Annotated in this window: 25 protein-coding genes and 1 other annotated feature; of the genes, 2 read left to right on the forward strand and 23 right to left on the reverse strand. The window is 41.8% G+C overall.

Features of this window, described 5'->3' with window-relative positions; all coding sequences use genetic code 11:
• Positions 1-19: 19 nt before the first annotated feature.
• From BMZ22_RS03505 to BMZ22_RS03615, 23 genes are all read right to left on the reverse strand, one after another.
• Positions 20-211: a DUF2905 domain-containing protein gene (locus BMZ22_RS03505; protein WP_090081452.1), complete on the reverse strand. Its 192-nt coding sequence runs from the start codon at positions 209-211 to the stop codon at positions 20-22.
• 2 nt (positions 212-213) lie between these two features.
• Positions 214-1,215 carry a Holliday junction branch migration DNA helicase RuvB gene (ruvB, locus tag BMZ22_RS03510; protein ID WP_090081456.1) on the reverse strand — a complete coding sequence of 334 codons (1,002 nt, stop codon included), beginning with the start codon at positions 1,213-1,215 and terminating at the stop codon, positions 214-216.
• Positions 1,216-1,227: 12 nt separating this feature from the next.
• Positions 1,228-1,833 carry a Holliday junction branch migration protein RuvA gene (gene ruvA, locus BMZ22_RS03515; RefSeq protein ID WP_090081459.1) on the reverse strand — a complete coding sequence of 202 codons (606 nt, stop codon included), beginning with the start codon at positions 1,831-1,833 and terminating at the stop codon, positions 1,228-1,230.
• Between the two features lie 196 nt (positions 1,834-2,029).
• Positions 2,030-2,761: a YebC/PmpR family DNA-binding transcriptional regulator gene (locus BMZ22_RS03520; RefSeq protein ID WP_090081462.1), complete on the reverse strand. Its 732-nt coding sequence runs from the start codon at positions 2,759-2,761 to the stop codon at positions 2,030-2,032.
• Between the two features lie 121 nt (positions 2,762-2,882).
• Positions 2,883-3,440, reverse strand: a complete 558-nt coding sequence (locus BMZ22_RS03525) for a YhcN/YlaJ family sporulation lipoprotein (protein WP_090081467.1) — start codon at positions 3,438-3,440, stop codon at positions 2,883-2,885.
• Between the two features lie 77 nt (positions 3,441-3,517).
• Positions 3,518-4,258 (reverse strand): NAD(+) synthase, encoded by a 741-nt coding sequence (nadE, locus tag BMZ22_RS03530; protein WP_090081471.1) that lies wholly within the window; start codon positions 4,256-4,258, stop codon positions 3,518-3,520.
• 243 nt (positions 4,259-4,501) lie between these two features.
• Positions 4,502-5,359 (reverse strand): SafA/ExsA family spore coat assembly protein, encoded by an 858-nt coding sequence (safA, locus tag BMZ22_RS03535; protein ID WP_090081475.1) that lies wholly within the window; start codon positions 5,357-5,359, stop codon positions 4,502-4,504.
• Positions 5,360-5,486: 127 nt separating this feature from the next.
• The gene (gene pheA / locus BMZ22_RS03540; protein ID WP_090081478.1) at positions 5,487-6,338 is read right to left on the reverse strand and encodes a prephenate dehydratase; all 852 of its coding nucleotides are present in this window, start codon (positions 6,336-6,338) and stop codon (positions 5,487-5,489) included.
• 26 nt (positions 6,339-6,364) lie between these two features.
• Complete coding sequence (obgE, locus tag BMZ22_RS03545) at positions 6,365-7,645, reverse strand: GTPase ObgE (protein ID WP_090081481.1); 1,281 nt, start codon at positions 7,643-7,645, stop codon at positions 6,365-6,367.
• A 12-nt stretch (positions 7,646-7,657) separates the two neighbouring features.
• Positions 7,658-8,170 carry a Spo0B domain-containing protein gene (locus tag BMZ22_RS03550; protein WP_090081485.1) on the reverse strand — a complete coding sequence of 171 codons (513 nt, stop codon included), beginning with the start codon at positions 8,168-8,170 and terminating at the stop codon, positions 7,658-7,660.
• A 152-nt stretch (positions 8,171-8,322) separates the two neighbouring features.
• Positions 8,323-8,613 (reverse strand): 50S ribosomal protein L27, encoded by a 291-nt coding sequence (gene rpmA, locus BMZ22_RS03555; protein WP_090081488.1) that lies wholly within the window; start codon positions 8,611-8,613, stop codon positions 8,323-8,325.
• Between the two features lie 14 nt (positions 8,614-8,627).
• Entirely contained in the window at positions 8,628-8,957 is a 330-nt protein-coding gene (locus BMZ22_RS03560; RefSeq protein ID WP_090081491.1) for a ribosomal-processing cysteine protease Prp, read from the reverse strand.
• Positions 8,958-8,969: 12 nt separating this feature from the next.
• Positions 8,970-9,278: a 50S ribosomal protein L21 gene (gene rplU / locus BMZ22_RS03565; protein ID WP_090081494.1), complete on the reverse strand. Its 309-nt coding sequence runs from the start codon at positions 9,276-9,278 to the stop codon at positions 8,970-8,972.
• A 12-nt stretch (positions 9,279-9,290) separates the two neighbouring features.
• Positions 9,291-9,380: a sequence feature (ribosomal protein L21 leader region), on the reverse strand.
• Positions 9,381-9,448: 68 nt separating this feature from the next.
• The gene (locus BMZ22_RS03570) at positions 9,449-10,312 is read right to left on the reverse strand and encodes a site-2 protease family protein (RefSeq protein WP_090081497.1); all 864 of its coding nucleotides are present in this window, start codon (positions 10,310-10,312) and stop codon (positions 9,449-9,451) included.
• On the reverse strand, positions 10,299-11,060 hold the full coding sequence (locus BMZ22_RS03575; protein WP_090081501.1) for a M23 family metallopeptidase: 762 nt from the start codon (positions 11,058-11,060) through the stop codon (positions 10,299-10,301). Before BMZ22_RS03575 ends, BMZ22_RS03570 begins: the two co-directional genes overlap by 14 nt.
• Before the next feature lie 129 nt (positions 11,061-11,189).
• A complete protein-coding gene (minD, locus tag BMZ22_RS03580; protein WP_090081505.1) occupies positions 11,190-11,987 on the reverse strand; it encodes a septum site-determining protein MinD in 798 nt (265 codons plus the stop codon).
• Positions 11,980-12,666, reverse strand: coding sequence for a septum site-determining protein MinC (minC, locus tag BMZ22_RS03585; RefSeq protein ID WP_090081508.1), 687 nt, complete (start codon positions 12,664-12,666; stop codon positions 11,980-11,982). The genes minD and minC overlap by 8 nt, the downstream gene beginning before the upstream one ends.
• Before the next feature lie 41 nt (positions 12,667-12,707).
• On the reverse strand, positions 12,708-13,247 hold the full coding sequence (mreD, locus tag BMZ22_RS03590) for a rod shape-determining protein MreD (RefSeq protein WP_177183339.1): 540 nt from the start codon (positions 13,245-13,247) through the stop codon (positions 12,708-12,710).
• Positions 13,247-14,128, reverse strand: a complete 882-nt coding sequence (mreC, locus tag BMZ22_RS03595; RefSeq protein WP_090081513.1) for a rod shape-determining protein MreC — start codon at positions 14,126-14,128, stop codon at positions 13,247-13,249. The genes mreD and mreC overlap by 1 nt, the downstream gene beginning before the upstream one ends.
• A gap of 12 nt (positions 14,129-14,140) precedes the next feature.
• Positions 14,141-15,181, reverse strand: a complete 1,041-nt coding sequence (locus BMZ22_RS03600; RefSeq protein WP_090081515.1) for a rod shape-determining protein — start codon at positions 15,179-15,181, stop codon at positions 14,141-14,143.
• Positions 15,182-15,419: 238 nt separating this feature from the next.
• Positions 15,420-16,109: a RadC family protein gene (gene radC / locus BMZ22_RS03605; protein ID WP_090081517.1), complete on the reverse strand. Its 690-nt coding sequence runs from the start codon at positions 16,107-16,109 to the stop codon at positions 15,420-15,422.
• Positions 16,110-16,301: 192 nt separating this feature from the next.
• Entirely contained in the window at positions 16,302-17,207 is a 906-nt protein-coding gene (locus BMZ22_RS03610) for an SPOR domain-containing protein (RefSeq protein ID WP_090081520.1), read from the reverse strand.
• 798 nt (positions 17,208-18,005) lie between these two features.
• Entirely contained in the window at positions 18,006-19,310 is a 1,305-nt protein-coding gene (locus BMZ22_RS03615) for a bifunctional folylpolyglutamate synthase/dihydrofolate synthase (protein ID WP_090081523.1), read from the reverse strand.
• 97 nt (positions 19,311-19,407) lie between these two features.
• Here BMZ22_RS03615 and BMZ22_RS03620 point away from each other — a divergent pair, with 97 nt between their 5' ends.
• Entirely contained in the window at positions 19,408-20,301 is an 894-nt protein-coding gene (locus BMZ22_RS03620; protein ID WP_090081527.1) for an ATP-grasp domain-containing protein, read from the forward strand.
• Positions 20,302-20,311: 10 nt separating this feature from the next.
• Complete coding sequence (locus tag BMZ22_RS03625; RefSeq protein ID WP_090081531.1) at positions 20,312-21,175, forward strand: ATP-grasp domain-containing protein; 864 nt, start codon at positions 20,312-20,314, stop codon at positions 21,173-21,175.
• Positions 21,176-21,252 lie beyond the last annotated feature (77 nt).

Raw genomic sequence — 21,252 nt, forward strand, 5'->3', positions numbered from 1 at the left:
GATGTTCTCCCTACTTTATTCAACGAAATTTTCCTAAGATAAAAAAGATCAATGTCAATATAACACTGACAACGATTGAGGTCATAATCGGGAAATGAAAGGTGAAATTTTCTTTTTTAATTGTAATATCGCCCGGTAATTTTCCGATAAACGTCCAAATCACGCCAATTACCACAAAAATAATACCAAGGATAATAAACATTTTTCCCATAATCAGTCATCTTCTTTCCTGATTCCTAAATGCTGGTATGCCTTTGGGGTCACAACGCGGCCGCGGGGGGTCCGCTGAATAAACCCGATTTGCAGTAAATAGGGTTCATACACTTCTTCAATCGTCTGGGACTCTTCCCCGACTGTTGCAGCAACCGTGTCCAACCCAACCGGTCCGCCTTGAAAGCCATCAATAATACTCGTAAGCAGTTTATGATCAATATGATCCAGCCCGGCGTCATCGACCTGCAGCATCTCAAGTGCTCGGTCTGTCGTTTGCAAGCTAATTTCTTTTTCCCCTTTTACTTGCGAAATATCACGGATTCGTTTCAACAGTCTGTTGGCAATCCGGGGAGTCCCCCTCGACCTTCGTGCTATTTCTGTAGCTGCTTCATGCGTTATGGATGTTTCAAATATTTCTGTCGTCCTTTCGACAATATCGCACAATTCGTGCGTATCATAAAATTCCAGACGGCTCAGAACGCCGAAGCGATCCCTTAATGGCGCCGACAACAAACCCGCTCGAGTAGTGGCTCCAACCAGAGTGAACGGGGGCAAATCAATTCGAACAGACCGGGCACTTGGCCCATCACCAATAACAATATCGATAAAAAAATCTTCCATTGCCGGGTATAATATTTCTTCCACAGATTTTGGCAAACGATGCACCTCATCAATGAATAATACGTCCCCGGGTTCAAGTGAGGACAATATTGCTGCCAAATCACCGGACCGTTCGATTGCAGGGCCGGACGTTGAACGGAATTGCACGCCCATTTCGTTGGCAATAATCGCTGCCAGCGTTGTTTTACCAAGACCAGGCGGACCGTATAATAACACATGATCGAGTGCCTCATCACGCATTTTGGCAGCCTGAATAAAAATACTTAAATTTTCCTTCACCTTTGGCTGGCCAATATATTGATTCAAATTTGTGGGCCGGAGACTGAGCTCAACAGTGGAATCTTCACTCTGTAATTCACCTGTAACCATACGCTCTTCCATCATCATCCCACCTTATTTATTCTTCATCAGTAATGCTAATGCGCTTCTGATGATCTCATCAGTACCGCTATTGTCTTGCTTCTTCAATTGAGGAAGAACTGCTTTAATTTCGCGTTCAGTGTAACCGAGCGACTTTAACGCTTCCTGAGCTTCTTGCAATTCTTCTGTTGGTTCATTTGCTTGCATCTCTTTTTCAGACCCAGCCGGAATGGTGACTGCAGTGGATAATTTGCCTTTTAAATCAAGAATTATTTGTCTGGCTGTCTTTTTTCCGATGCCGGGGAGACTTGTCAGAAATTGGTCGTCGTCCTGTTCAATCGCTGTGATCAATGCAATGGTGTCGACACTCCCCAGTATTGACAAAGCTCCTTTAGGGCCAATGCCGGATACCGAAATCAAATTGATAAACAACATTTTCTCATCATCATCCCGAAAACCATAAAGAAGCTGTGCATCTTCCCGCACATAATGATATGTACTGATTAGAACTTCATCGTTCAAGGATGACTGAAAAACAAATGGGTTGGGACAAATAATCTCATAGCCCACTCCATTCACATCTACTACAACAGCATTCTCGTCAATTTTAACCAATGTTCCTTTAATATAAGCAATCATCTGACCTTCTCCTTTATATCCCTTAAAGCCTATCTTAACATATCTCGTACTTTACAAGTGAGTGTGGCGTGATGACGAATAATCGCCCCTCAATGATTGTTAATAACGGCAGCTCCAAGAAGCTCATCCGCTATCGTATGAAGCCTAAAAAAGAAAACTTCCATTCTCATGTCTGAGAACAGAAGTAAGAATGAAGTTAACCACTTGCCTTCATGTTGTGATGGATATCCTGGGTATCTTCACTGTCCTCCAGCATATCAATCAGATTAAACATTTTTTGTTCATCTTCTTCAGACGGGGTGCTGTATGTTTGCGGGAAATATGATACATCAGCTTCTGCTAGGTCATACGCATTTTCACGCAGATCATCACGTACATTCTGGAAATTTTCCGGACTCGTATAAATTTCAAATACGCCATCTTCATATACGATGTCATCAGCACCGGCTTCTATCGCTTCCATACTGATCTCTTCCTCGTCAATCGATCCCTCTTTATTATCGATGACAATATAACCTTTACGATCAAACATAAATGTTACGCTTCCGTTTTCGCCCAAATTACCATCATTTTTTTTAAAAGCATGCCTGACCTCTGAAGCAGTCCTGTTTCTATTGTCAGTCAGAACGTTGACAATCACCGCAATACCGCCCGGCCCATAGCCCTCATAAGTGATTTCTTCATAGTTCACACCGTCCAGACCGCCGGTTGCTTTTTTAATAGCACGATCAATATTGTCATTGGGCATATTATCGGCTTTTGCTTTATCAACCGCTACCCGCAGCGAGGCGTTCGTATCAAGGTCCCCGCCACCTTCCTTAGCAGCCGTATATATATTCTTAGCATGACGCATAAATATTTTACCTTTTTTGGCATCCTGAGCATTTTTTCGACGTTGTATATTATGCCATTTAGAATGACCTGCCATAAGACAGACTCCCCCTCCGCGCATCAATTTTCTTTTTAACTATACCAAAAAAGACGCGGGGATTAAAGTGAAACTTTATCAAAGGGATTTATTGTACATTTAAATGATTGGTTTGTCCGCCCTAAAAATGCTCTCTGTTCCGATTAAAAAACTCCCGAAGGAACTCACGGACATCCCCGTTAAATTGGTCCAGCTCTGCATCCTTATTACGCATTCGATCCCAGTAGATATCATCCGTATAGACATATACTTCTTTATCCGATACAACTTCACTCACTTCCTGCTCAACCACTTCTCGCATGTCCGGAGGCGCCTGAGCAGTGAGCATCACGCCAACGACAACGCGCTCGTCAGTCACAACTACCTGTGCTTGTCTAATATCCTTTCGCTGTTTTAATTGTTTGGAAATCGATTGGGACATTTCATTTGTGAATATATCCGTTTTAGCATCTTCGTCACCTTCATTTATCTCTGCCAGATCATCATCATATAATTCGCTGTTCTCTTTGGAGTTATCTGTGTCTTTTCCAAGCCTTTCATTCCGTTCCTTCTTTGTTTCATAATTAATCGGCTGTGAGTTTAGATTTTCGTTGGATCCCTCTTCTTCACCTGAATCATATTGTGCACATCCTACAAGCACAATTAACATAAGTGATATTATCCACATCGTTTTTTGCATAAAAATAACCTCCCTTATCACTAGGATGGATAGGAGAGGCTATTTTAATCCAAAAATACACGCTGTTGAATAAATTTTTACGAACGATGAAACTGCGGCAGCGGATCACGTTTATGAGCAGTACTTTTGTGCATATTTTCAATAATCGTTTTATCCTTTTCCGGAACCTCTTCACCCTTCAGGTAAGCATCGATAATATCATAAGTCGTGCCCATTTCATCCTCGTCTGTCTGTCCTTCCCAGAGGCCTGCACTTGGTTTCTTGCCTAAAATATCCGGATGAACACCTAAAAAGTGACCCATGTCTCTTACTTCCTGTTTTGTAAACTCAACTAATGGGAGAAGGTCGACTCCACCGTCGCCATGTTTCGTGAAATAGCCCGTGTACCATTCTGAAGCATTATCAGTGCCCACGACCATATAATTATAGTGAGCTGCGATGGTATATAACGTACTCATTCTCAATCTTGCACGAAGGTTAGCACCTGCAAGCTGATCATTTTCATCTTTAAAATCATTCTTTTGTTTTAACTCATTACTGATACTGGTGTACATCTTTTCATGTGTATCAGTCAAATCGATCGTGATCCCGTCAACTCCTGATCGATCAATTACTTTGTTTGCGTGGTCCATATCTTTGGCACTTGTATCAATCGGTAAAATAACGCCGAGAGCATTCTCAGGAAATGCACGCTGAATAAGATGGGCGACAACCGCAGAATCAAGGCCACCGCTGACGCCAACCAATAAACCATTAACGCCTGCTTCCTCAACCTTTCCCTGTAACCATTCAACAATTTCATCGACTGATTTTTGCATTTTTATCACCTTGCTTTTGAGAGTTATAATTCAGTTTAGCACTGTTGTGCCAGTTTTAAAAATATCACGTGTTTTTTCGTGAGCGAAATGCCCGAGGCCAACCAAGAGCGGGAAAGATCAACCAGCTATAATCATCTACCCTTATAATTAATTTAATAATCATGATTTAAGTATGAAAATTTGCGAAAGAATTAATAAAAAAGAAGCGAGATGATTAAACTCATCTCGTCTCATTAACCAAAGTCATTCACCTGTAGACTCGTCATCTTCTTCTGTTCGAAAGTTTTTATGATAGCCAGGTGGCTTTGGCATTTTTTGATCAGTAAATTGCGGGTAGGGTGATTGCGGCATATCGCTGTAATGAAATCCATGCTGCATGTTTGCGGAATTAAATGGTTCTGGTGAATAGCACTGACTCAACATTGGTTTTGCGGGCATTTCAAGGGGTGACTTCATCATACCGCCCGGAGATGAATGCATTGGCATTGTATGATGATGTTTATACGGCATGGGCGGCTGGTGATAAGGCATTTGACTCATCATCGGCTGGTACATTGGCATCGGCATAGGGTGCGATCCGCCACAGCCGCAATCTCCTTTCGCAGGTCCCATATATGGCATATGCTGCTTTGGAGGGGCCGCATGGTGGTAGTTTTGGGCTTCAGGTGAGGGATGCTTTTTATAATATTTCATCTTCGGTTCTTTGTGAAGCTTATCTTGCAATTTAGTATAGTCCGGCATCTGTGGAGGAGTTGGCATACCATCCATTGATGGCATTTTTGGCTGCATCGGCACCTGTGGTTTTACATCTTTAGGTTTTTTCACATCATCTTCTTTCACGACAGGCATTGGGGGCGGCGAAGTATCTTTATAAGGCTTCTCAGCGGCCGGCATTTGCTTTTCTTTCTGTGTTGTTGACTTAGCTTTCTCCTCTTTTTTGACTGGTTTTGATGTTGCAGGAATTTTAATTTTCATTCCCGGCATAATCATATCCGGACTGGATAATTGCGGGTTAAGCTGTTTCACTTTCTCGAAATCAGCCTCGTACTGATTAGCAATTTCCCATAATGTATCACCTTTTTGCACAATATGAATCTTCAATTGAGACATGCTCCTTTCAGGTTTCAAACTGGGCTGAACACTCCATTATCACAATATGCAAACGAAGGGCAAATGTTGAACTAAAAAAAGAAAAAACCGTCCGCTCATTGATGAGCAGACGGTTGATTTATAAATCCATCTGGTACACAGGGTATGTACCTAAAATTGTAACGTTGCAGCCGAGCGCTTCTAACTCTGCTTTAACACCGGGGAATAGCACCTCATCATATGGCTGATTGACATCAACAATAAAGAAATAGTTTCCCAGCCCGGTTTTCATTGGTCGGGATTCGATTTTCGAAAGGTTCATCTTGCGCCATGCAAAAGCTGCCAGTACTTGGTGCAAAGCCCCCGCGTAGTCACTGGGCAGTGTTATCAGCATGCTTGTCTTTTCAGTCTCAGCTTCATGCTTGATGGCAGCAATATTTTTATCTTTGGCAAGCACAAGGAATCGTGTATGATTATTTGGATAATCGTGAATATTTTCCTTATAAATTTTCAATCCATATTCTTTTGCTGCAAGCGTATTGCCGATCGCAGCAATTTCTTGCTCACTATTACTGACAATTTCTGCCGCTTTGCCGGTAGAGGAAGTAAAATTGAATGCCGCCTCTGGCATATGCAAATGTAAAAATTGATGACATTGTGCAATAGCATGACTATGCGAATAAACATTGCTCACTTCCGTCAGATCTTTTGAAAAATCCGGCGATACCAGTAAATGCTGCTGTATCGGTACAACAATTTCAGCAACAATCGGCAGTCGTGCCTGGTGAACTAAATAATCGACTGTCAGTTGTACTGTGCCTTCAATGGCATTTTCCAGCGGTACCACACCTACATCAATTTGGTCATGAAAAACCGCATCAATACATTCCGGAATTGTTGTAAAACTTTGTGTATCGACACCGTTGAACGCTGTATCAACCGCAAGTTTTGTAAATGTTCCGCGCGGTCCTAAATATCCTATTTTCACCATCCATACTCCCCCTGTCTTCACGACACTTATTCAATAAATTCAAATTCAAAGTCCATTAACCTTATCGTATCGCCATCTTTTGCTCCCCGCTTGCGCAAAGCCTCGTCAACACCCATACCGCGCATTTGCCGGGAAAAACGCTGTACAGCTTCATCTTGCGTAAAATCAGTCATTTTAAATAACTTCTCTAATTTTGCACCTGATAAAACGTAAGCGCCATCCGGGTCACGTGTAATGGCAAACGGGCTTTCTTCTTTCTGATGGCGATACACAACCTGCTCATCTGATTTTTCAATTTCTTTTGTTTGTCTCGGATGCTTATCCAGAATATCTGCCAGCGCAAACACAATCTCTTGTATGCCTTTCTTGGTTAACGCTGAAATCGGATAAACCGGATAATCAACGTCTAATTTCGCTTTAAAGTTTTCAAGATTTTCTTCAGCCCCCGGCATATCCATTTTGTTAGCTGCAATAATTTGTGGGCGTTTTAAAATTTCAGGATCATACGCTTGCAATTCACGATTTATCTTATTGAAATCCTCAATTGGATCCCTTTGTTCAATACTCGCCATATCTACTACATGAAGAATGACTCGCGTCCGCTCGACGTGGCGCAAAAACTGATGCCCAAGTCCCACCCCTTCATGTGCACCTTCAATAAGCCCCGGCAAATCCGCCATCACAAAACTGCGCTGGTCGGCTGTATCAATGACACCCAAATTCGGGGAAAGTGTCGTAAAATGATATTCGGCTGTTTTTGGCTTTGCAGCACTCACAACCGAGAGCAACGTGGACTTTCCGGCACTTGGGAAACCCACCAAACCAACATCAGCGATTAATTTTAATTCAATTGTTATCTGACGCTCCTGTCCAGGCTCTCCATTTTCAGAAAGTTCAGGAGCAGGATTTCTGCCTGAGGCAAAGCGTGAATTACCACGACCGCCTCGCCCCCCCTTGGCGATAATAGCTTCTTGTCCATTTTCCGTTAAATCAGCGATGACTTCTCCAGTATTTTCATCGCGCACTGTCGTGCCGGGGGGCACATCGACTACCATTGCCTCTGCATTCCCGCCATGTTTATTTTTACTCATACCGTTCTCACCGCGTTTTGCTTTATAATGGCGGTTATAACGGAAATCCATTAATGTATTCAAGCCCTCATCGACTTTAAAAATGATATCACCGCCGTTACCGCCATCACCGCCGGCAGGTCCGCCTTTAGGCACATAGATTTCACGGCGGTAAGCAGCAATGCCATCTCCGCCGTCTCCCGCCTTAACATAAACACTAACCTGATCTACAAACATTCAATACCCACCTCATTCGTATATTACGCTTACTGCACACACCATATCATTGCCATCATTGTATATGGCTGTTTCCTGGCTATTATCTGCATTTATATTATGCTGCAGACAGTCTTTTACAATGAATTCCAACCGTATTTCCTTTGAAGCCAAGTCATAAAGTCTTACAGTCAGTTCATATATTTCCAACTTATCAGTAAGCCGTACGACATTTTCCATCAATTGTTTACACCGTTTGACTAGAAGCTTGTCTATCGGTTGTAAATCCTTATGTTCAGTCTCAATATGGTATGTTAATCGAAAATTGCTATGTAAGGAATCAAATTGCAAAAAATATAATGCAAATGCCGGCGCATTTAGATTAACGAGTTTTCTTTCCTCTTCTAAGTACGCGATATAGTTGTTTATTTTTTGCTGGACTTTATCCGTTTTCCCCATACTCGCATAGCCATGAATGATTTGTAAATGGTTCATTAAATTATGCCGGTAATGACGTATCAGCTCAATAACCTTTTCTTCTTCCATCTTTCGACCCCTTATCAATAAACATGCACGTTTTACGCAGCCTAATAGTAATAAAATTATAGCAAACTTAACACATAAAATCACTTAATAGTAAAATGTATGTAAAAAGACCCCAGTTCAACGAATGACTGGAGTCTTCTTTATTTTATAAGTTATGCTTCCTGTGCAACCGGGAGAACACTTACCTTCTTGCGGTCACGGCCAATGCGTTCATATTTAACGACGCCATCAATTTTAGAGAACAATGTATCGTCTCCACCGATTCCAACGTTTACCCCTGGATAAACTTTTGTACCACGCTGACGGTAAAGAATACTTCCGCCGGTTACAAATTGACCATCCGCACGTTTAGCACCCAAACGTTTTGATTCAGAGTCCCGACCGTTTTTAGTACTGCCGGCACCTTTTTTCTGAGCGAAAAACTGTAAATCCAATTTTAGCATGTTGTTGCACCTCCTTACTTCTGCTTGATATTAATAAATTCGTTGTATTCCCGTTCAATTGTCTTTAGAGAGATGAGCATTCCTTCCAGCAATAGCTGGGCTTTTTGCATTGTTTCATCCGGGATATCCTCAGGGACCGTTACCCGGAGAAAGCCGCCTTCATCTTCCTGTTCAATTTTCAATTCGGTCTCACTTAACGTCAGTACTGCATTAACCGCACCAAATGATACAGCTGAAACACCCGCGCATACCAAATCATAGCCATAAGGACCACTTTCAGCATGCCCTGACAGTTCAAACTGTTTTATTTGATTGTTTTCGCGGTTAATACTGACATTAATCATAAAAAAATCCTTTTATGCATTGATTTTATCAATGACTAATTTAGTATATGGCTGACGATGGCCTTGTTTACGATGATAGTTTTTCTTTGGCTTATATTTAAAAACAGTTACTTTCTTTTGACGTCCCTGCTTTTCAACTTTTGCCGTTACACTTGCACCATCAACATATGGAGCACCAACTTTAACATCGTCACCGCCGACAAACAACACCTTATCAAACGTTACAGCCTCATCTGTATCAGCTGCTACTTTTTCAACGTAGATTTCCTGGCCTTCAGTGACTTTAATCTGCTTGCCGCCTGCTTCAATTATTGCGTACATACTTGCACCTCCCTAATTACCAAGACTCGCCATGCAGGTATTCCTGCTCCGGATTTCTCGGGCGGGAATTTAAAAACCTGTTCTGAGCGGTTGTAGCACTGGTGCTACGATGAATAACGTATAAATGTTACCATGTCGTAATTGCGCTTGTCAAGAAGCAATCATAACGATTACGACACATAGCTGACAAGCTCACCGGCCGTTTTACGGTAATGCCTATCATGGAAGTAACTATGAAGACATTCCGCTTCCTCCAATGCGTGTCGCCTGCCGTTGGGAAGGTTGACATATATCGTATGGGATTTGTCACGATGGAATAGATTGAACGCATCCATAAGCCTGGCATCGTAGTGAATATCAATTGATCGAAAATGATTTAAACGGGCTCTTCCTTCGTAGCGTTGCAGCAAAAATCGTATAAATACATAATAACGCTGCTTCCAGTCCTTTCTATTTTCCATTAATAAAAATGAAAATAATAAAAATGCGCTGAGTGTAAATGGGACGAGTGTAAACAATATGAAAACTGCTATCAAATTAATACACACCGAAAGAATAATCACCGTATTGTATGATTTACGATACGGCATTATCTTGGAAAAAATAAGAAACATTATCTTGCCGCCGTCCAGTGGCCATATTGGCATCAAATTAAACAAAAAGATAACCGTATTATAGAAATATGCCATATCAATAATAGATGGCGAAAGCGTCTGAGTTCCGGAAAGAATGTAAATTAAACCATAAAGAAAGACATGTTGAATCGGCCCCGCCAGCGTCACCAGTATTTCTTCATGAAATGGTCTTGTTCCATTTTCATCTGTTTCCATAACACCGCCAAATATCCATAGCATGATGCCGCGAACACGCCAGGCAAATAGCTTAGCTGCCGTAAAATGACCGATTTCATGAACCAGGACAATTGCAAGTATCGTCATCAGGTCGACGAACGTTCCCGTTAAAAACGAAATGATAATAAAAACAAACAAAACCGGATGCAAATGGATTGGGGGCAGCCATTTAAGGATTGTCATCAACTTGAATCACCTGTACAGGATCCACATAGGCATCATTTTGTTCAATAGCAAAATAGACATTCTTACTTTCTTTATCAGGAGTGAACATACCAAGTTTTTGACCGTTATCAATGAACTGATAAAGGTGCACATCGATGGAACTTAAATTTCCATAAACCGTTTCGCTATTATCAGCATGCTGGACAATAACGGTGTTGCCCGTTTCCTTCATCTTCCCTGCAAATGTAACCACGCCTTCCTGCAAAGCAGCAACTTGTGATTCCTTTTCAGGGGCAAGCATTATCCCTTTGCCATTGGCTTGAAAAGTCTCGGACACCGCACCGTTCACCGGGAAAGCCAAGGTCTTCCCTGCTTCCCCGGAGCCAGAAGAAACCGCCATTGGTGCCCCGAATGTTTCCTGATACCATTGGTTGACACGTGCAAACGGGAATTCCTCAGTCAATGTGCTGGCAGCCCATGTTTTGGGACCCGCAAGTAAGTCTGAGTCACTTTGAAATAATAGCGCTGCAGCAAAAAACAGCATAACGGATAACATTCCTTTAACAGCAAAACCTGTCACTCGCTGGTTGAGCCCCTTTGCCGAAAAATTGTCGTCAGTGAAAACGGGAAAATAGCCATGTTTCTCTTCCTCTTGGGGGAAGGGTGGCGGGACGATTTGTTTTCCCGATTGGCGGCTGGAGGGAATACTGCGTTCTTTTTTCCGCTGGTTAATGGATTTTCTTACCTTTTTCACGCCTTTATTCACTTTACTCACAACCCTTGCAATACATTTGTACAAGTCTATGAATTAAAAGCTGAAGTTATGCCAGCAGCAAAAGCAAAAAGAAACACATGACATTAACTGAAATTGTTAACATCCATGTGTTTCTTTTCACTAGGAACGTATTCCAATGAAGTTTTTCAATTTTTGAAACACACCTTTTTCTTCATCCAATGATTGCAGCGGCACGGTTTCACCAAGTATCCGGCGAGCTATATTCCGGTACGCCACTGATGCTTTGGAATTTCCTTGAAGGGCAACAGGCTCTCCTGAATTTGAAGCTTTTATAACACTATCATCGTCAATAACGATACCGATCAAATCAATTGAAAGAATCTGAATAATGTCATCGATATCCAACATATCACCATTTTTCATCATGTGATTCCGAATACGGTTGATAACCAACCGAGGCGGTTCGATGTTCTCGTTTTCCAACAGACCAATGATACGATCGGCATCCCTCACACTTGATTTTTCAGGTGTTGTTATAACAATAGCTTTGTCGGCGGCAGCAGTAGCGTTCTGAAAGCCTTGTTCAATTCCGGCAGGACAATCAATAATGATATAATCATAGGTTTGCTTTAATTCCTGTACGATCTTTTTCATGCCCTCTGTCGTAACGGCTGTTTTATCACTTGTTTGTGCTGCGGGCAAAAGCGCAAGATCGTCAAAACGTTTATCTTTAATCATGGCTTGAGACAGTTTACACCGTTCTTCAATGACGTCTACAATATCATATATTATACGGTTTTCCAGCCCCATAATGACATCAAGATTGCGCAGTCCAATATCCGTATCGATGAGGCACACTTTTTTCTCCATCAGTGCCAAGGCAGTGCCAATATTTGCAGATGTCGTTGTTTTGCCTACGCCGCCTTTACCTGAAGTTACCACTATCGCTTCACCCATTCAGCATTCTCCTTTCAAAGCCGCTTATATCTTTTCGCATGCTGGAAAGAACCTGGAGCCGGTCAATTACAATTTTATTCTGAGTGTTGTCGATGAGCCCGCACTCCAAATAAACACCATCCGTTTCGTAGTCAGGAGCACGACTAATATAATCTGCTATCCTCAGCTGGCTGGGATTCATATAAGATGCAGCAATCACTGCTTCACGGTCGCCATTTTGCCCGGCATGCGCAATCCCAAGAAGACTCCCCATTACAAAAATATTTCCGGTTGCTGATACTTTACCACCTGGGTTAACATCCCCAATCAGCAGCAGATCACCTGTATTCTCCAGCACCTGACCAGAGCGCACTACTTTATTGACCACTTGTATATCACTTTCCTGCTTCCACTTCAACGCTTCTTCCCGATGGATAACATTCGAATCGAATGCCTCAATTGAAAAACGATGATTGTTCCCTATCATTTTTTCCAGCTGCTGTTTCTGTTCATCATTTATATACCTGTTACCAAGCTTAACCGTTACCGGGACAATCGGTTCGTCTTTTTTTGGGGTATACTCAGAAAGCTTTTCGGCAAGCTCGTTTATTGCATTATCAAAGGATGCCCGATCATTAATAAATAATGTCAGCCCATCTTTTGTCCCTTTTATTGTAATTGTTCCGTTTCCATCAAACAAAATACGCTCACCTCAACAATTCACCTTTACATTATGCCATTCTAAAATTGTCTGCTACCTGATAATTGCTGTTCTCTTAAGTTGACCAGCCATTTTGCCGAGAATGGATATAGAACAAGCAGAAATAATACATTAGCCAAAACGGTCGGAATCAGCCTGTTAATTAAATAATCCTGCCAGACCAGTTCTGCTATACCCGTCATCGAGAAAATAAAGTAAATGAATGCTTCAGCAAATATAAGCCCTATAACACCCAAAGTCATTGTCGCAACGAAATTAGCATGAAGTAACTTTGCTAAACCGTGTATAATATAAACGCTAAGTGCATAACTGAACATATAGACACCCAGGATGCCAGTGTAGGCTATATCGACCAAGAGTCCAATCAACAATGCATAAAACACGGAGAAATAAGTGTCTTCTCTGTCATAGAAAATAGCCAGGAAAACAAGAAAGACAAACACCCAATGCGAAACAAAAAATATATTGCCATCCAAGAGTGACGCCGGCAGCATATCAAGGGCAACGCCTTCTGATATCAGCAGCAAAAATAATATCCCCAGAATCAGCAACCGTTTCATTATGATGCCTCCTCTTCTGATTCGCTTGAGGTGTCACTGTTGGGCTGCTGCCGCTCCACAACGATTACATTATTAATATCATACATGTCAGCAACCGGCTCTACGAACGCAGTGCGCGTTAAGCCATACTCGTCCGGTTTGACTTCTTTCACTTCCCCGATCGGTAAACCAGCCGGGAAAACGCCGCCCATTCCAGAGGACAAAACTAATTCGCCTTCTTCCAAATCAAAATCGGATTCTTCAACAACCCGTAATAATAGGTGGTTTGATTCCTGGTCATACCCTTCGATCATTCCATGAATATCATCTTCATCTTCACGCGAGACTGTTGCTGATATACGATTAAATTGGTCAAACCCGGTCAACAGTTTGACGGTCGAGGTGAATTTTGATTCAGCATCCACCTTTCCAATCATCCCTTCTGCGGTAATGACGGCCATGTTTTCTTCAACGCCATCCTGTGACCCTTTATTGATTGTTACTTGTTCAATCCAACGTTCCGGGGATCTGGATATGACTGTTGCCTGAACGGGATTATAGTCACGAATCGATTCCGTTTTATCAAGCGTATTTCGAAGCTCATCATTCTCTTCTTTTAATTCTTGAACCTCATACTGAAGACTTTTATATTCTGCGATTTTTTGTCGCAATAGTTTATTTTCTTCATAAGTATTTTTGATATCATCAATGTTTTCAAATATACCGGTCACATACTCTACAGGTGTATGTACCAGGTTCTGTGCCCATCCAACTGTATCTTTAACGAATTGTTCTGCAATCGTTTCATTTTTTCTATCCTGCATTGAATAGCCGATTAATGCCACCAGAATAATAATCCCTATAAGCAGAATAAATAACCTTTTTCTCTGAAAAACTTTCATGTGGGCACCTGCTTACTCAGTTGTAGGACGTGAAGATACATTCGGATGGGAACGGAAATGCTGAATGTATTCCAAAGATTTGCCTGTTCCAATCGCTACACTTTCAAGCGGATCGTCGGTTATGAAAACAGGCATTTTTGTCTCATCACTGATGATATTATCTATGTTTTTCAAGAGAGAGCCGCCGCCGGACAGAACAATGCCACGGTCCATAATATCGGCTGCCAGTTCAGGTGGTGTTTTTTCAAGTGTATCTTTGACCGCTTCAACAATATCCTCCACTGTTTCCTTCAACGAAACAGCAATCTCTCTTGAGGTTACAGTTATCGTTTTAGGTAGCCCACTCAGCATATCACGGCCACGGATATCCATCTCAATATCATCTGTTACTTCTCCCGCAACCCCGATGTCCATTTTAATTGATTCAGCGGATCGTTCACCAATCATAAGATTATAATGCTTGCGAATATAATTTGTAATGGCTTCGTCCATGTTGTCTCCACCGATACGTATCGATCGGCTCGTTACCACACCGCCAAGTGAAATCACAGCAACCTCAGTTGTACCGCCGCCAATGTCCACAATCATACTCCCGGTGGGCTCCCACACCGGTAACCCGGCTCCAATCGCAGCTGAAAAAGGTTCCGCAATGGGAAAAGCGTCTTTTGCGCCAGCCTGTTTCGTAGCATCGAGCACAGCGCGCTCTTCTACCATTGTGATACCTGAAGGGACACATATCATGACATTTGGCTTTTTAGCAAAAAGTGATCTGCTGCTCATAGCTTTCTTAATAAAATACTTCATCATTACTGCGGTTGTATCATAATCAGCAATCACACCGTCTTTCATCGGCCTGACTACCGAAATGTTTCCCGGTGTTCGTCCGATCATGTTCCGTGCTGATTGACCAACAGCTTCAATCTCACCTGTTTCAATATTTTTGGCCACGACTGTCGGTTCACGTACAACGACACCCTTTCCCTTTACAAAGACAAGTGTATTTGCAGTTCCCAAGTCAATCCCTAAGTCCTGTGACAAACTGAATCTTCCCAAAAAAATCTTCCTTTCATATATGGCAAACTCATTTATTACATTTAAATTTCACAATCTTTATGACTTCAATGAACAATTTTAAACATCTTTTGTCGGAAAGTAAATAATAAGCACAATAGCGCCAATCTCAATTAAAAATAGAAACTGGCGCTGAAATTATGTCTATTCAATTATACGAAAAAATGAGAGAAATAGATAGTGTTTTATAAAGGTTGTTCAAAAAGTCCATTCACTCTTTTTATAAGTATCCTTTTTCTTTTAATGAAATAAACTTCCTGTCCCCGATCACCAAATGATCCAGCAGTTCGATACCTATCATTTTGCCTGATTCAACCAGTCGTCTTGTTACATGGATATCTTCCTGGGATGGTGAGGGGTCTCCGGAAGGGTGATTGTGAGCGCAGATGATGGAAGCCGCTGAACGCTTAACAGCTTCACGATATACTTCACGCGGGTGAACAATCGATGCATTTAAGCTGCCGATAAAAATCGTTTGCCGATGGATAATCTGATTTTTCGTGTTTAGAAAAAGCACAACAAAATGCTCCTGGTTTAAGCTTCTCATTTCTTCCATAATATAATCAGCACCATCTTCGGGGGAGCGGATGATATAACGATCCTCAGGCTTAAATTGACTCATCCTTTTTCCGAGCTCCAATGCAGATAACAGCAACACACCTTTAGCTTTCCCAATTCCTTTAATTGCGGTTAATTCCTCTATCGTTGCATCTTTCAATAAATTCAAACCTTCAAAATGCATGAGAACCCTGTTTGATAAAGCCATTACGGATTCATTTTTTGTCCCGCTGCCAATTAAGATGGCAAGCAGTTCCTGATTGGATAAATGACTTGCTCCAATCTTCAGCAGCCTTTCTCTTGGGCGGTCTTCTTTCGGCACGTCTTTTATCATAATAGTCGATGACGTCATTTCGTGTCCTCCTCAGCTAGGATACGTTTATCTTAACGATTTCCTGCTGAGCGGACAAATTTACGAAAAGGAATTGTGTCGCGTCAGCGCAGTTGGATTATTTGAATTCTTTCTGTAAGAAACAGTTTTTTTGGTCACCGGTCAAGCGAGTAAATCAAAAATACTCTTATTTTCCGCTTAATGAATTTATTATTATTGTACACCCAATTCACTGGTACGTTCCCACAGTTTCAGTAAAACTATTTGACTTTCCCATTCGCCTGCTTCTTTCATCTGCTGATACTGATCTGTCAGGAAATTAGTAAAACCTGATAATTGTTCACTTTCTTCAGGCATATTTTCAACAATGTCAGTCCATTCCTCCTGGGAAATCGTATTATTGTCATTTATCGAAGCCATGGAGATACCCCACTGCTCTTCGTACGATTGAAGCCAATCTTTTTCTGTCTCCGTCAGTTCTATTTCCTGCGAAGCTGTCTCCCATTCTGTCACATAGACTTCCAAACCTTGCTCGGTAAACCCCTTTGACAATTGGTTTCCTTTTTCAGCCGAACCAGCTATTCCTGCCAGGACATAAAAATAGTTTCCCTTTTCCCAAATCATTGAAGGAAAGCTCTGCTGCGCAAACGCCTTCTGCATTTGCTCGGCATTTTCTTTCTCGCTGAATTTACCTGCTTGCAGTACAAATGCATTGTTGCTTGCAATCGTCGCCAAACTACTATTAGCCTCTCCTGAAACTTCTTCTTCTTCTGCTGCAGCAAGAGAAGAGGCGTTTCCTTGCGTACTAATATTTTCATTAATATCAACAAACATGTTCAACATAAAGAAACCGAGCACGGAACCAATCACAACAGCAGACAATGTAGCAACTAAAAAAGGTTTAAAAGCTTTAAACCTTGATTTTCGCTTAAAGTTAGGTTGTTTTCCACTTTCAGATTCATCCCCGGTATTCATTGTGAGTTCAGGTATACTAGAATCCTCCAATGTTCCTGGTTCTTCAGTTTTGTTTTGGTTAATGGATTTTTCGTCGTTGGCTTCAGTTTCATGCGATTTACGCCCGCCATTTTTCCATAATTTCTTCTTGTTATATTTACTCAAACTTTTCCCCTCCATATGTAAGTTTGTTCAACTCTAGCATAGGGATGATGAAAAGTAAGATGAATATTGTCTATCTTCCAAAAAAACTTTCAACATAATACAACAAAAGCTTTAAAACCCTGATTGCTGCAAAAACAAAGGGCTGGATTATAAAAAAAACGAACTATTGTGGGAGGGGCAGCAGTGTACAGCACTGCAGGAATGTGCTTTAATAATCTCCCTATAGTCCGTTGTTAAATTGAGCCTTCTTTTCATAAACTTTTTAGCTTTTTCACCTTCACAATTTTCATAAACTGCGAACTAGTTAGTGCCTCGTCCACCGCTTCGGAAATACACGTGAATGCTTAAAGCCGCTCCGGCAATATACTTCGCTTTCCATGGGCACGGCCTCGGGCCAACAGGATGTTGGTCACAAAGGCGTTGCCACAGGACGTGGCGTACTTAGCCTTTGAACCTTACCGCTTTCTTGCGGGGTCTTCGGACACGTGCTGTTCCCATAGGAGTCTTCGTATATTGCCTGCGCTGGGAAGTGTTAACTGTTTCCATAGTAGTATAGGAGCAAACAAGCATAGCGTAGGAAATACACGCCGACTCCTGCGGGAGCAAAGGCATAGGTGAGACTCCGCTGGGCGGTAGCCCGAGGAGGCTCACCAGCCGCCCGCGGAAAGCAGTGTGTATTCCCGGAGCGGTGTCATAGAACTAACTGGAATCAGAAGGAAGAATTTTCACTGTGTCGCAGTTTACATCTAGTACGGATTAGGCAACAACAATCGATGCGAGAAAACCGCCATATTGAAATTATAAGTTATGTCCCAACTTCATCATTTCTATGAAATATTTCCGCACGATGGCGATGAAGTGCAAGGAACCTGTTATGCAATAACACGCATTATGGTGATTCAATTCGATTTGTTCAACCGCTTCGTGCCAATTACTGACGATGCGCGTATTTGAATGACTGCAACATTTTTTAAGATCTTGAGGTTCGGCAGCCCTCGGATGATCGAATGTTGTCAATATAATTGACGTAAAATGCGGCTGCAGGTGATCCAGCATTTGTCTATAGTCCTTATCCTTAAAGACTGCAAAAATTAAGTGTCTGTTCATATTCGGAATATTATCTGTTATCGTGTCGGTAAATGCTTGCACTCCTGCCGGGTTATGGGCCGCATCCAATATAATTGGGGGATTTGAATGGATTTGTTCAAACCTGCCAGGTATTTTAACATCAGCCAACCCCTCCATACATTGCACCCAATCCAGATTAAAACCTTCATCAATCAGTATTGAAAGTGCCATTACTGCAAGCGACGCATTTTTAATTTGATGATCACCGGCTGCCTTTAATGTCAGGTGCATACGCGGACCCTCAGGAAAGCGAAAATTAAAGGTTTGCCGCTGTACAGTGCTGGTAAGAATTTTGTAATCAAAATCCTTTCCCGAAACATATAATGGGGCATTTTTAACATGAGCCTCGCCGATTATAATATTCATTGCTTTGTCAGACATTTCACCAATCACTGCTGGTCGCTCTTTTTTTATAACACCTGATTTATGTGAAGCGATAGATTCGATTGTACGTCCAAGAAAATTCGTATGATCCCATTCAACATTTGTTACAATGGATAAAATGGGGTCAAAACAATTGGTAGTATCCTCCTTGCCCCCCATTCCGGCTTCAATTAAGGCAATGTCAGCCTTATCAGCAAAAAATAAAAAGGCTATGGCCGTCATAATCTCAAATTCAGTCGGATGGTTTGATTCGCTGTCAAGTTTCTTAATAGATGGAAGAGTATTATTTATATACTGCATAAAATCATTTTCGGGAATTTGTTTATCATTAAGCATGAAATGGCCGGTTAGTCCTTCGATGCTTGGTGAATTAAACACACCGACTTGATAGCCGCTCTTCATCAATGAACGTTTTAAGTAGCTAATTGTGGAGCCTTTGCCATTTGTACCAGCTACATGTATCGCGTTCACCTTTTGCTGCGGATTACCCAACAGATTCAATAACTTATGGATACGATCCAGACCCGGTTTCACACCGAATTGTTTCCGTTCATGGAAAAATAGCTCGATTTGACTGAAATGCTCGAACATCTACGACACCGCTTTTCGTTTAAGTTCAATATAATTGCATCCTAAAAAATTTATTATACCAATAATAGAACGTTGAATAAAGAAAGGAAGAAATGACGTGAACTTGTATGGCTGGATAATTTATAACGGCTACTTGCCGGGGGATAAGTTTCTTGATTTCGCTCAATGGATTCAACATGCCGCAGCGAAACAAGGTATTGAAACAACGATTTACAGAAATAGTGACATACTGAACCTTCTATCTTCTGAGTCACTGACATTGCTTTCAGCACAAAAATTTACGTGGCCTGATTTTGTCGTGTTTGCCGACAAGGACATTTATTTGGCAACACAACTTGAATTGATGGGTTTGCAGGTATTTAATAGTGCGAAAGCCATTGCGGCAAGTGATGATAAAATTGCTTCGTATCAGCTGCTCGCCGCGAATAAATTGCCCGTGCCTAAAACCGTTATCGCACCGAAAGCATTTCACCAGCTGAATTATAACCCGATCGATGACTATTCCGAAGCCATTAGAATTTTAGGCTATCCTATGATCGTAAAAGAAGCGTTCGGCTCGTTTGGTGAACAAGTCTACCTCATACATACAAAAGATGAGTTAGCTGAGATTATTCAGCAGCTGCAAGGGCGGCCGTTTATGCTTCAGGAATTCATCGCAGAAAGCGCGGGAAAAGATGTACGGCTGCAAGTGGTCGGTAACAAAGTTGTTGCGGCTATGGCCCGTTATTCAGAAAACGATTTCCGTGCAAACGTAACCACCGGCGGAAAAATGCAATTCTATCAACCGACATCTGCCGAAGAACAAATCGCGGTAGCAGCATCAAAAACACTCGGCACCGACTTTGCCGGCGTCGACATATTGCATGGAGCGAATGATAAGCCAATTATATGCGAAATCAATTCGAATGCCCATATTCGTAACATATTTGACTGCACCGGAGTAGACGTTGGCGACTATATCATCACCTATATTCAAACAGCATTGAAATGAGGCGTATCTTATGAGGGGATGGCTTATTTATAACCAATCTGATTCGAAACAAAATGAAGCGTATATAAACTGGTTTATTGAAGAAGCTGAGCAGCAACACATTTTGTTGCAGCTCGTTCTGCGCGAAGATTTAACCATAGGTGTTTTTCATAACGCAAAAACCATTATGCTTCACGGGGAACCGGCAAGTTTACCTGACTTTGCCGTAGTCCGGACGATCGAACCATTGTTAAGTCAGAAATTGGAAATATTGGGTGTTGCTGTTTATAACCCATTCGAAACTGCTCTTATCTGCAATAATAAAGCACGAACACATATGCATCTGAGCAATTCAGGCATCCCAATGGCCAATACAGTATTTGTTTCATCACGGACAACACTGCCTGAGCAGGTTCCTTTTCAATTTCCATTTATCATCAAAGCAACTGGCGGGCGCGGCGGAAGCCAGGTAAAACGCATCACAACCACCGAAGAATGGCAAGCATTGCACCGGCAGCAATTAAACGGGGAGATAATTATCCAATCGGCGGCGAATATTCAGCCCGGAAAAGATGTGCGTGTTTTTGTAATCGGCAGTGAAATCATTGCCGCCGTTATGCGGAATAATAAGCATGATTTTCGTGCCAACTATAAACTGGGTGGCAAGGCTTCATGGTATGAACTTAATGCCAATGAAACGGCACTGGTCCAAAGTGTTATTGACCGTTTCGAAATCGGAATGGCCGGTATCGATTTTCTGATTGATAATGACGGTCAGTTTATCTTTAATGAAATTGAAGACGTTGTTGGCTCTCGCACATTGAGTGCTGTCAGTAATATCAACCTGCTGCAGAAATATGTCGCATATATCAAAGGACAAATGAATATAAAATAAAACAAAAGACGAACTATTTTAAGAAAGGGGGAGCTGAATCACCCGCTCAAGTGATGTGCTTCACTGCCCTTCTCATA

Source organism: Lentibacillus persicus (assembly GCF_900112705.1).
In the GTDB taxonomy this organism is placed as follows: Bacteria; Bacillota; Bacilli; order Bacillales; family Amphibacillaceae; genus Lentibacillus; species Lentibacillus persicus.

Bases quoted from the DNA above. Each gene is read 5' to 3' on its own strand.
- BMZ22_RS03505 (WP_090081452.1), bottom strand. From the start codon at position 211: ATGGGAAAAATGTTTATTATCCTTGGTATTATTTTTGTGGTAATTGGC.
- ruvB (WP_090081456.1), bottom strand. From the start codon at position 1,215: ATGGAAGAGCGTATGGTTACAGGTGAATTACAGAGTGAAGATTCCACT.
- ruvA (WP_090081459.1), bottom strand. From the start codon at position 1,833: ATGATTGCTTATATTAAAGGAACATTGGTTAAAATTGACGAGAATGCT.
- BMZ22_RS03520 (WP_090081462.1), bottom strand. From the start codon at position 2,761: ATGGCAGGTCATTCTAAATGGCATAATATACAACGTCGAAAAAATGCT.
- BMZ22_RS03525 (WP_090081467.1), bottom strand. From the start codon at position 3,440: ATGCAAAAAACGATGTGGATAATATCACTTATGTTAATTGTGCTTGTA.
- nadE (WP_090081471.1), bottom strand. From the start codon at position 4,258: ATGCAAAAATCAGTCGATGAAATTGTTGAATGGTTACAGGGAAAGGTT.
- pheA (WP_090081478.1), bottom strand. From the start codon at position 6,338: ATGGTGAAAATAGGATATTTAGGACCGCGCGGAACATTTACAAAACTT.
- obgE (WP_090081481.1), bottom strand. From the start codon at position 7,645: ATGTTTGTAGATCAGGTTAGTGTTTATGTTAAGGCGGGAGACGGCGGA.
- BMZ22_RS03550 (WP_090081485.1), bottom strand. From the start codon at position 8,170: ATGGAAGAAGAAAAGGTTATTGAGCTGATACGTCATTACCGGCATAAT.
- rpmA (WP_090081488.1), bottom strand. From the start codon at position 8,613: ATGCTAAAATTGGATTTACAGTTTTTCGCTCAGAAAAAAGGTGCCGGC.
- BMZ22_RS03560 (WP_090081491.1), bottom strand. From the start codon at position 8,957: ATGATTAATGTCAGTATTAACCGCGAAAACAATCAAATAAAACAGTTT.
- rplU (WP_090081494.1), bottom strand. From the start codon at position 9,278: ATGTACGCAATAATTGAAGCAGGCGGCAAGCAGATTAAAGTCACTGAA.
- BMZ22_RS03570 (WP_090081497.1), bottom strand. From the start codon at position 10,312: ATGACAATCCTTAAATGGCTGCCCCCAATCCATTTGCATCCGGTTTTG.
- minD (WP_090081505.1), bottom strand. From the start codon at position 11,987: ATGGGTGAAGCGATAGTGGTAACTTCAGGTAAAGGCGGCGTAGGCAAA.
- mreD (WP_177183339.1), bottom strand. From the start codon at position 13,247: ATGAAACGGTTGCTGATTCTGGGGATATTATTTTTGCTGCTGATATCA.
- mreC (WP_090081513.1), bottom strand. From the start codon at position 14,128: ATGAAAGTTTTTCAGAGAAAAAGGTTATTTATTCTGCTTATAGGGATT.
- radC (WP_090081517.1), bottom strand. From the start codon at position 16,109: ATGACGTCATCGACTATTATGATAAAAGACGTGCCGAAAGAAGACCGC.
- BMZ22_RS03615 (WP_090081523.1), bottom strand. From the start codon at position 19,310: ATGTTCGAGCATTTCAGTCAAATCGAGCTATTTTTCCATGAACGGAAA.
- BMZ22_RS03625 (WP_090081531.1), top strand. From the start codon at position 20,312: ATGAGGGGATGGCTTATTTATAACCAATCTGATTCGAAACAAAATGAA.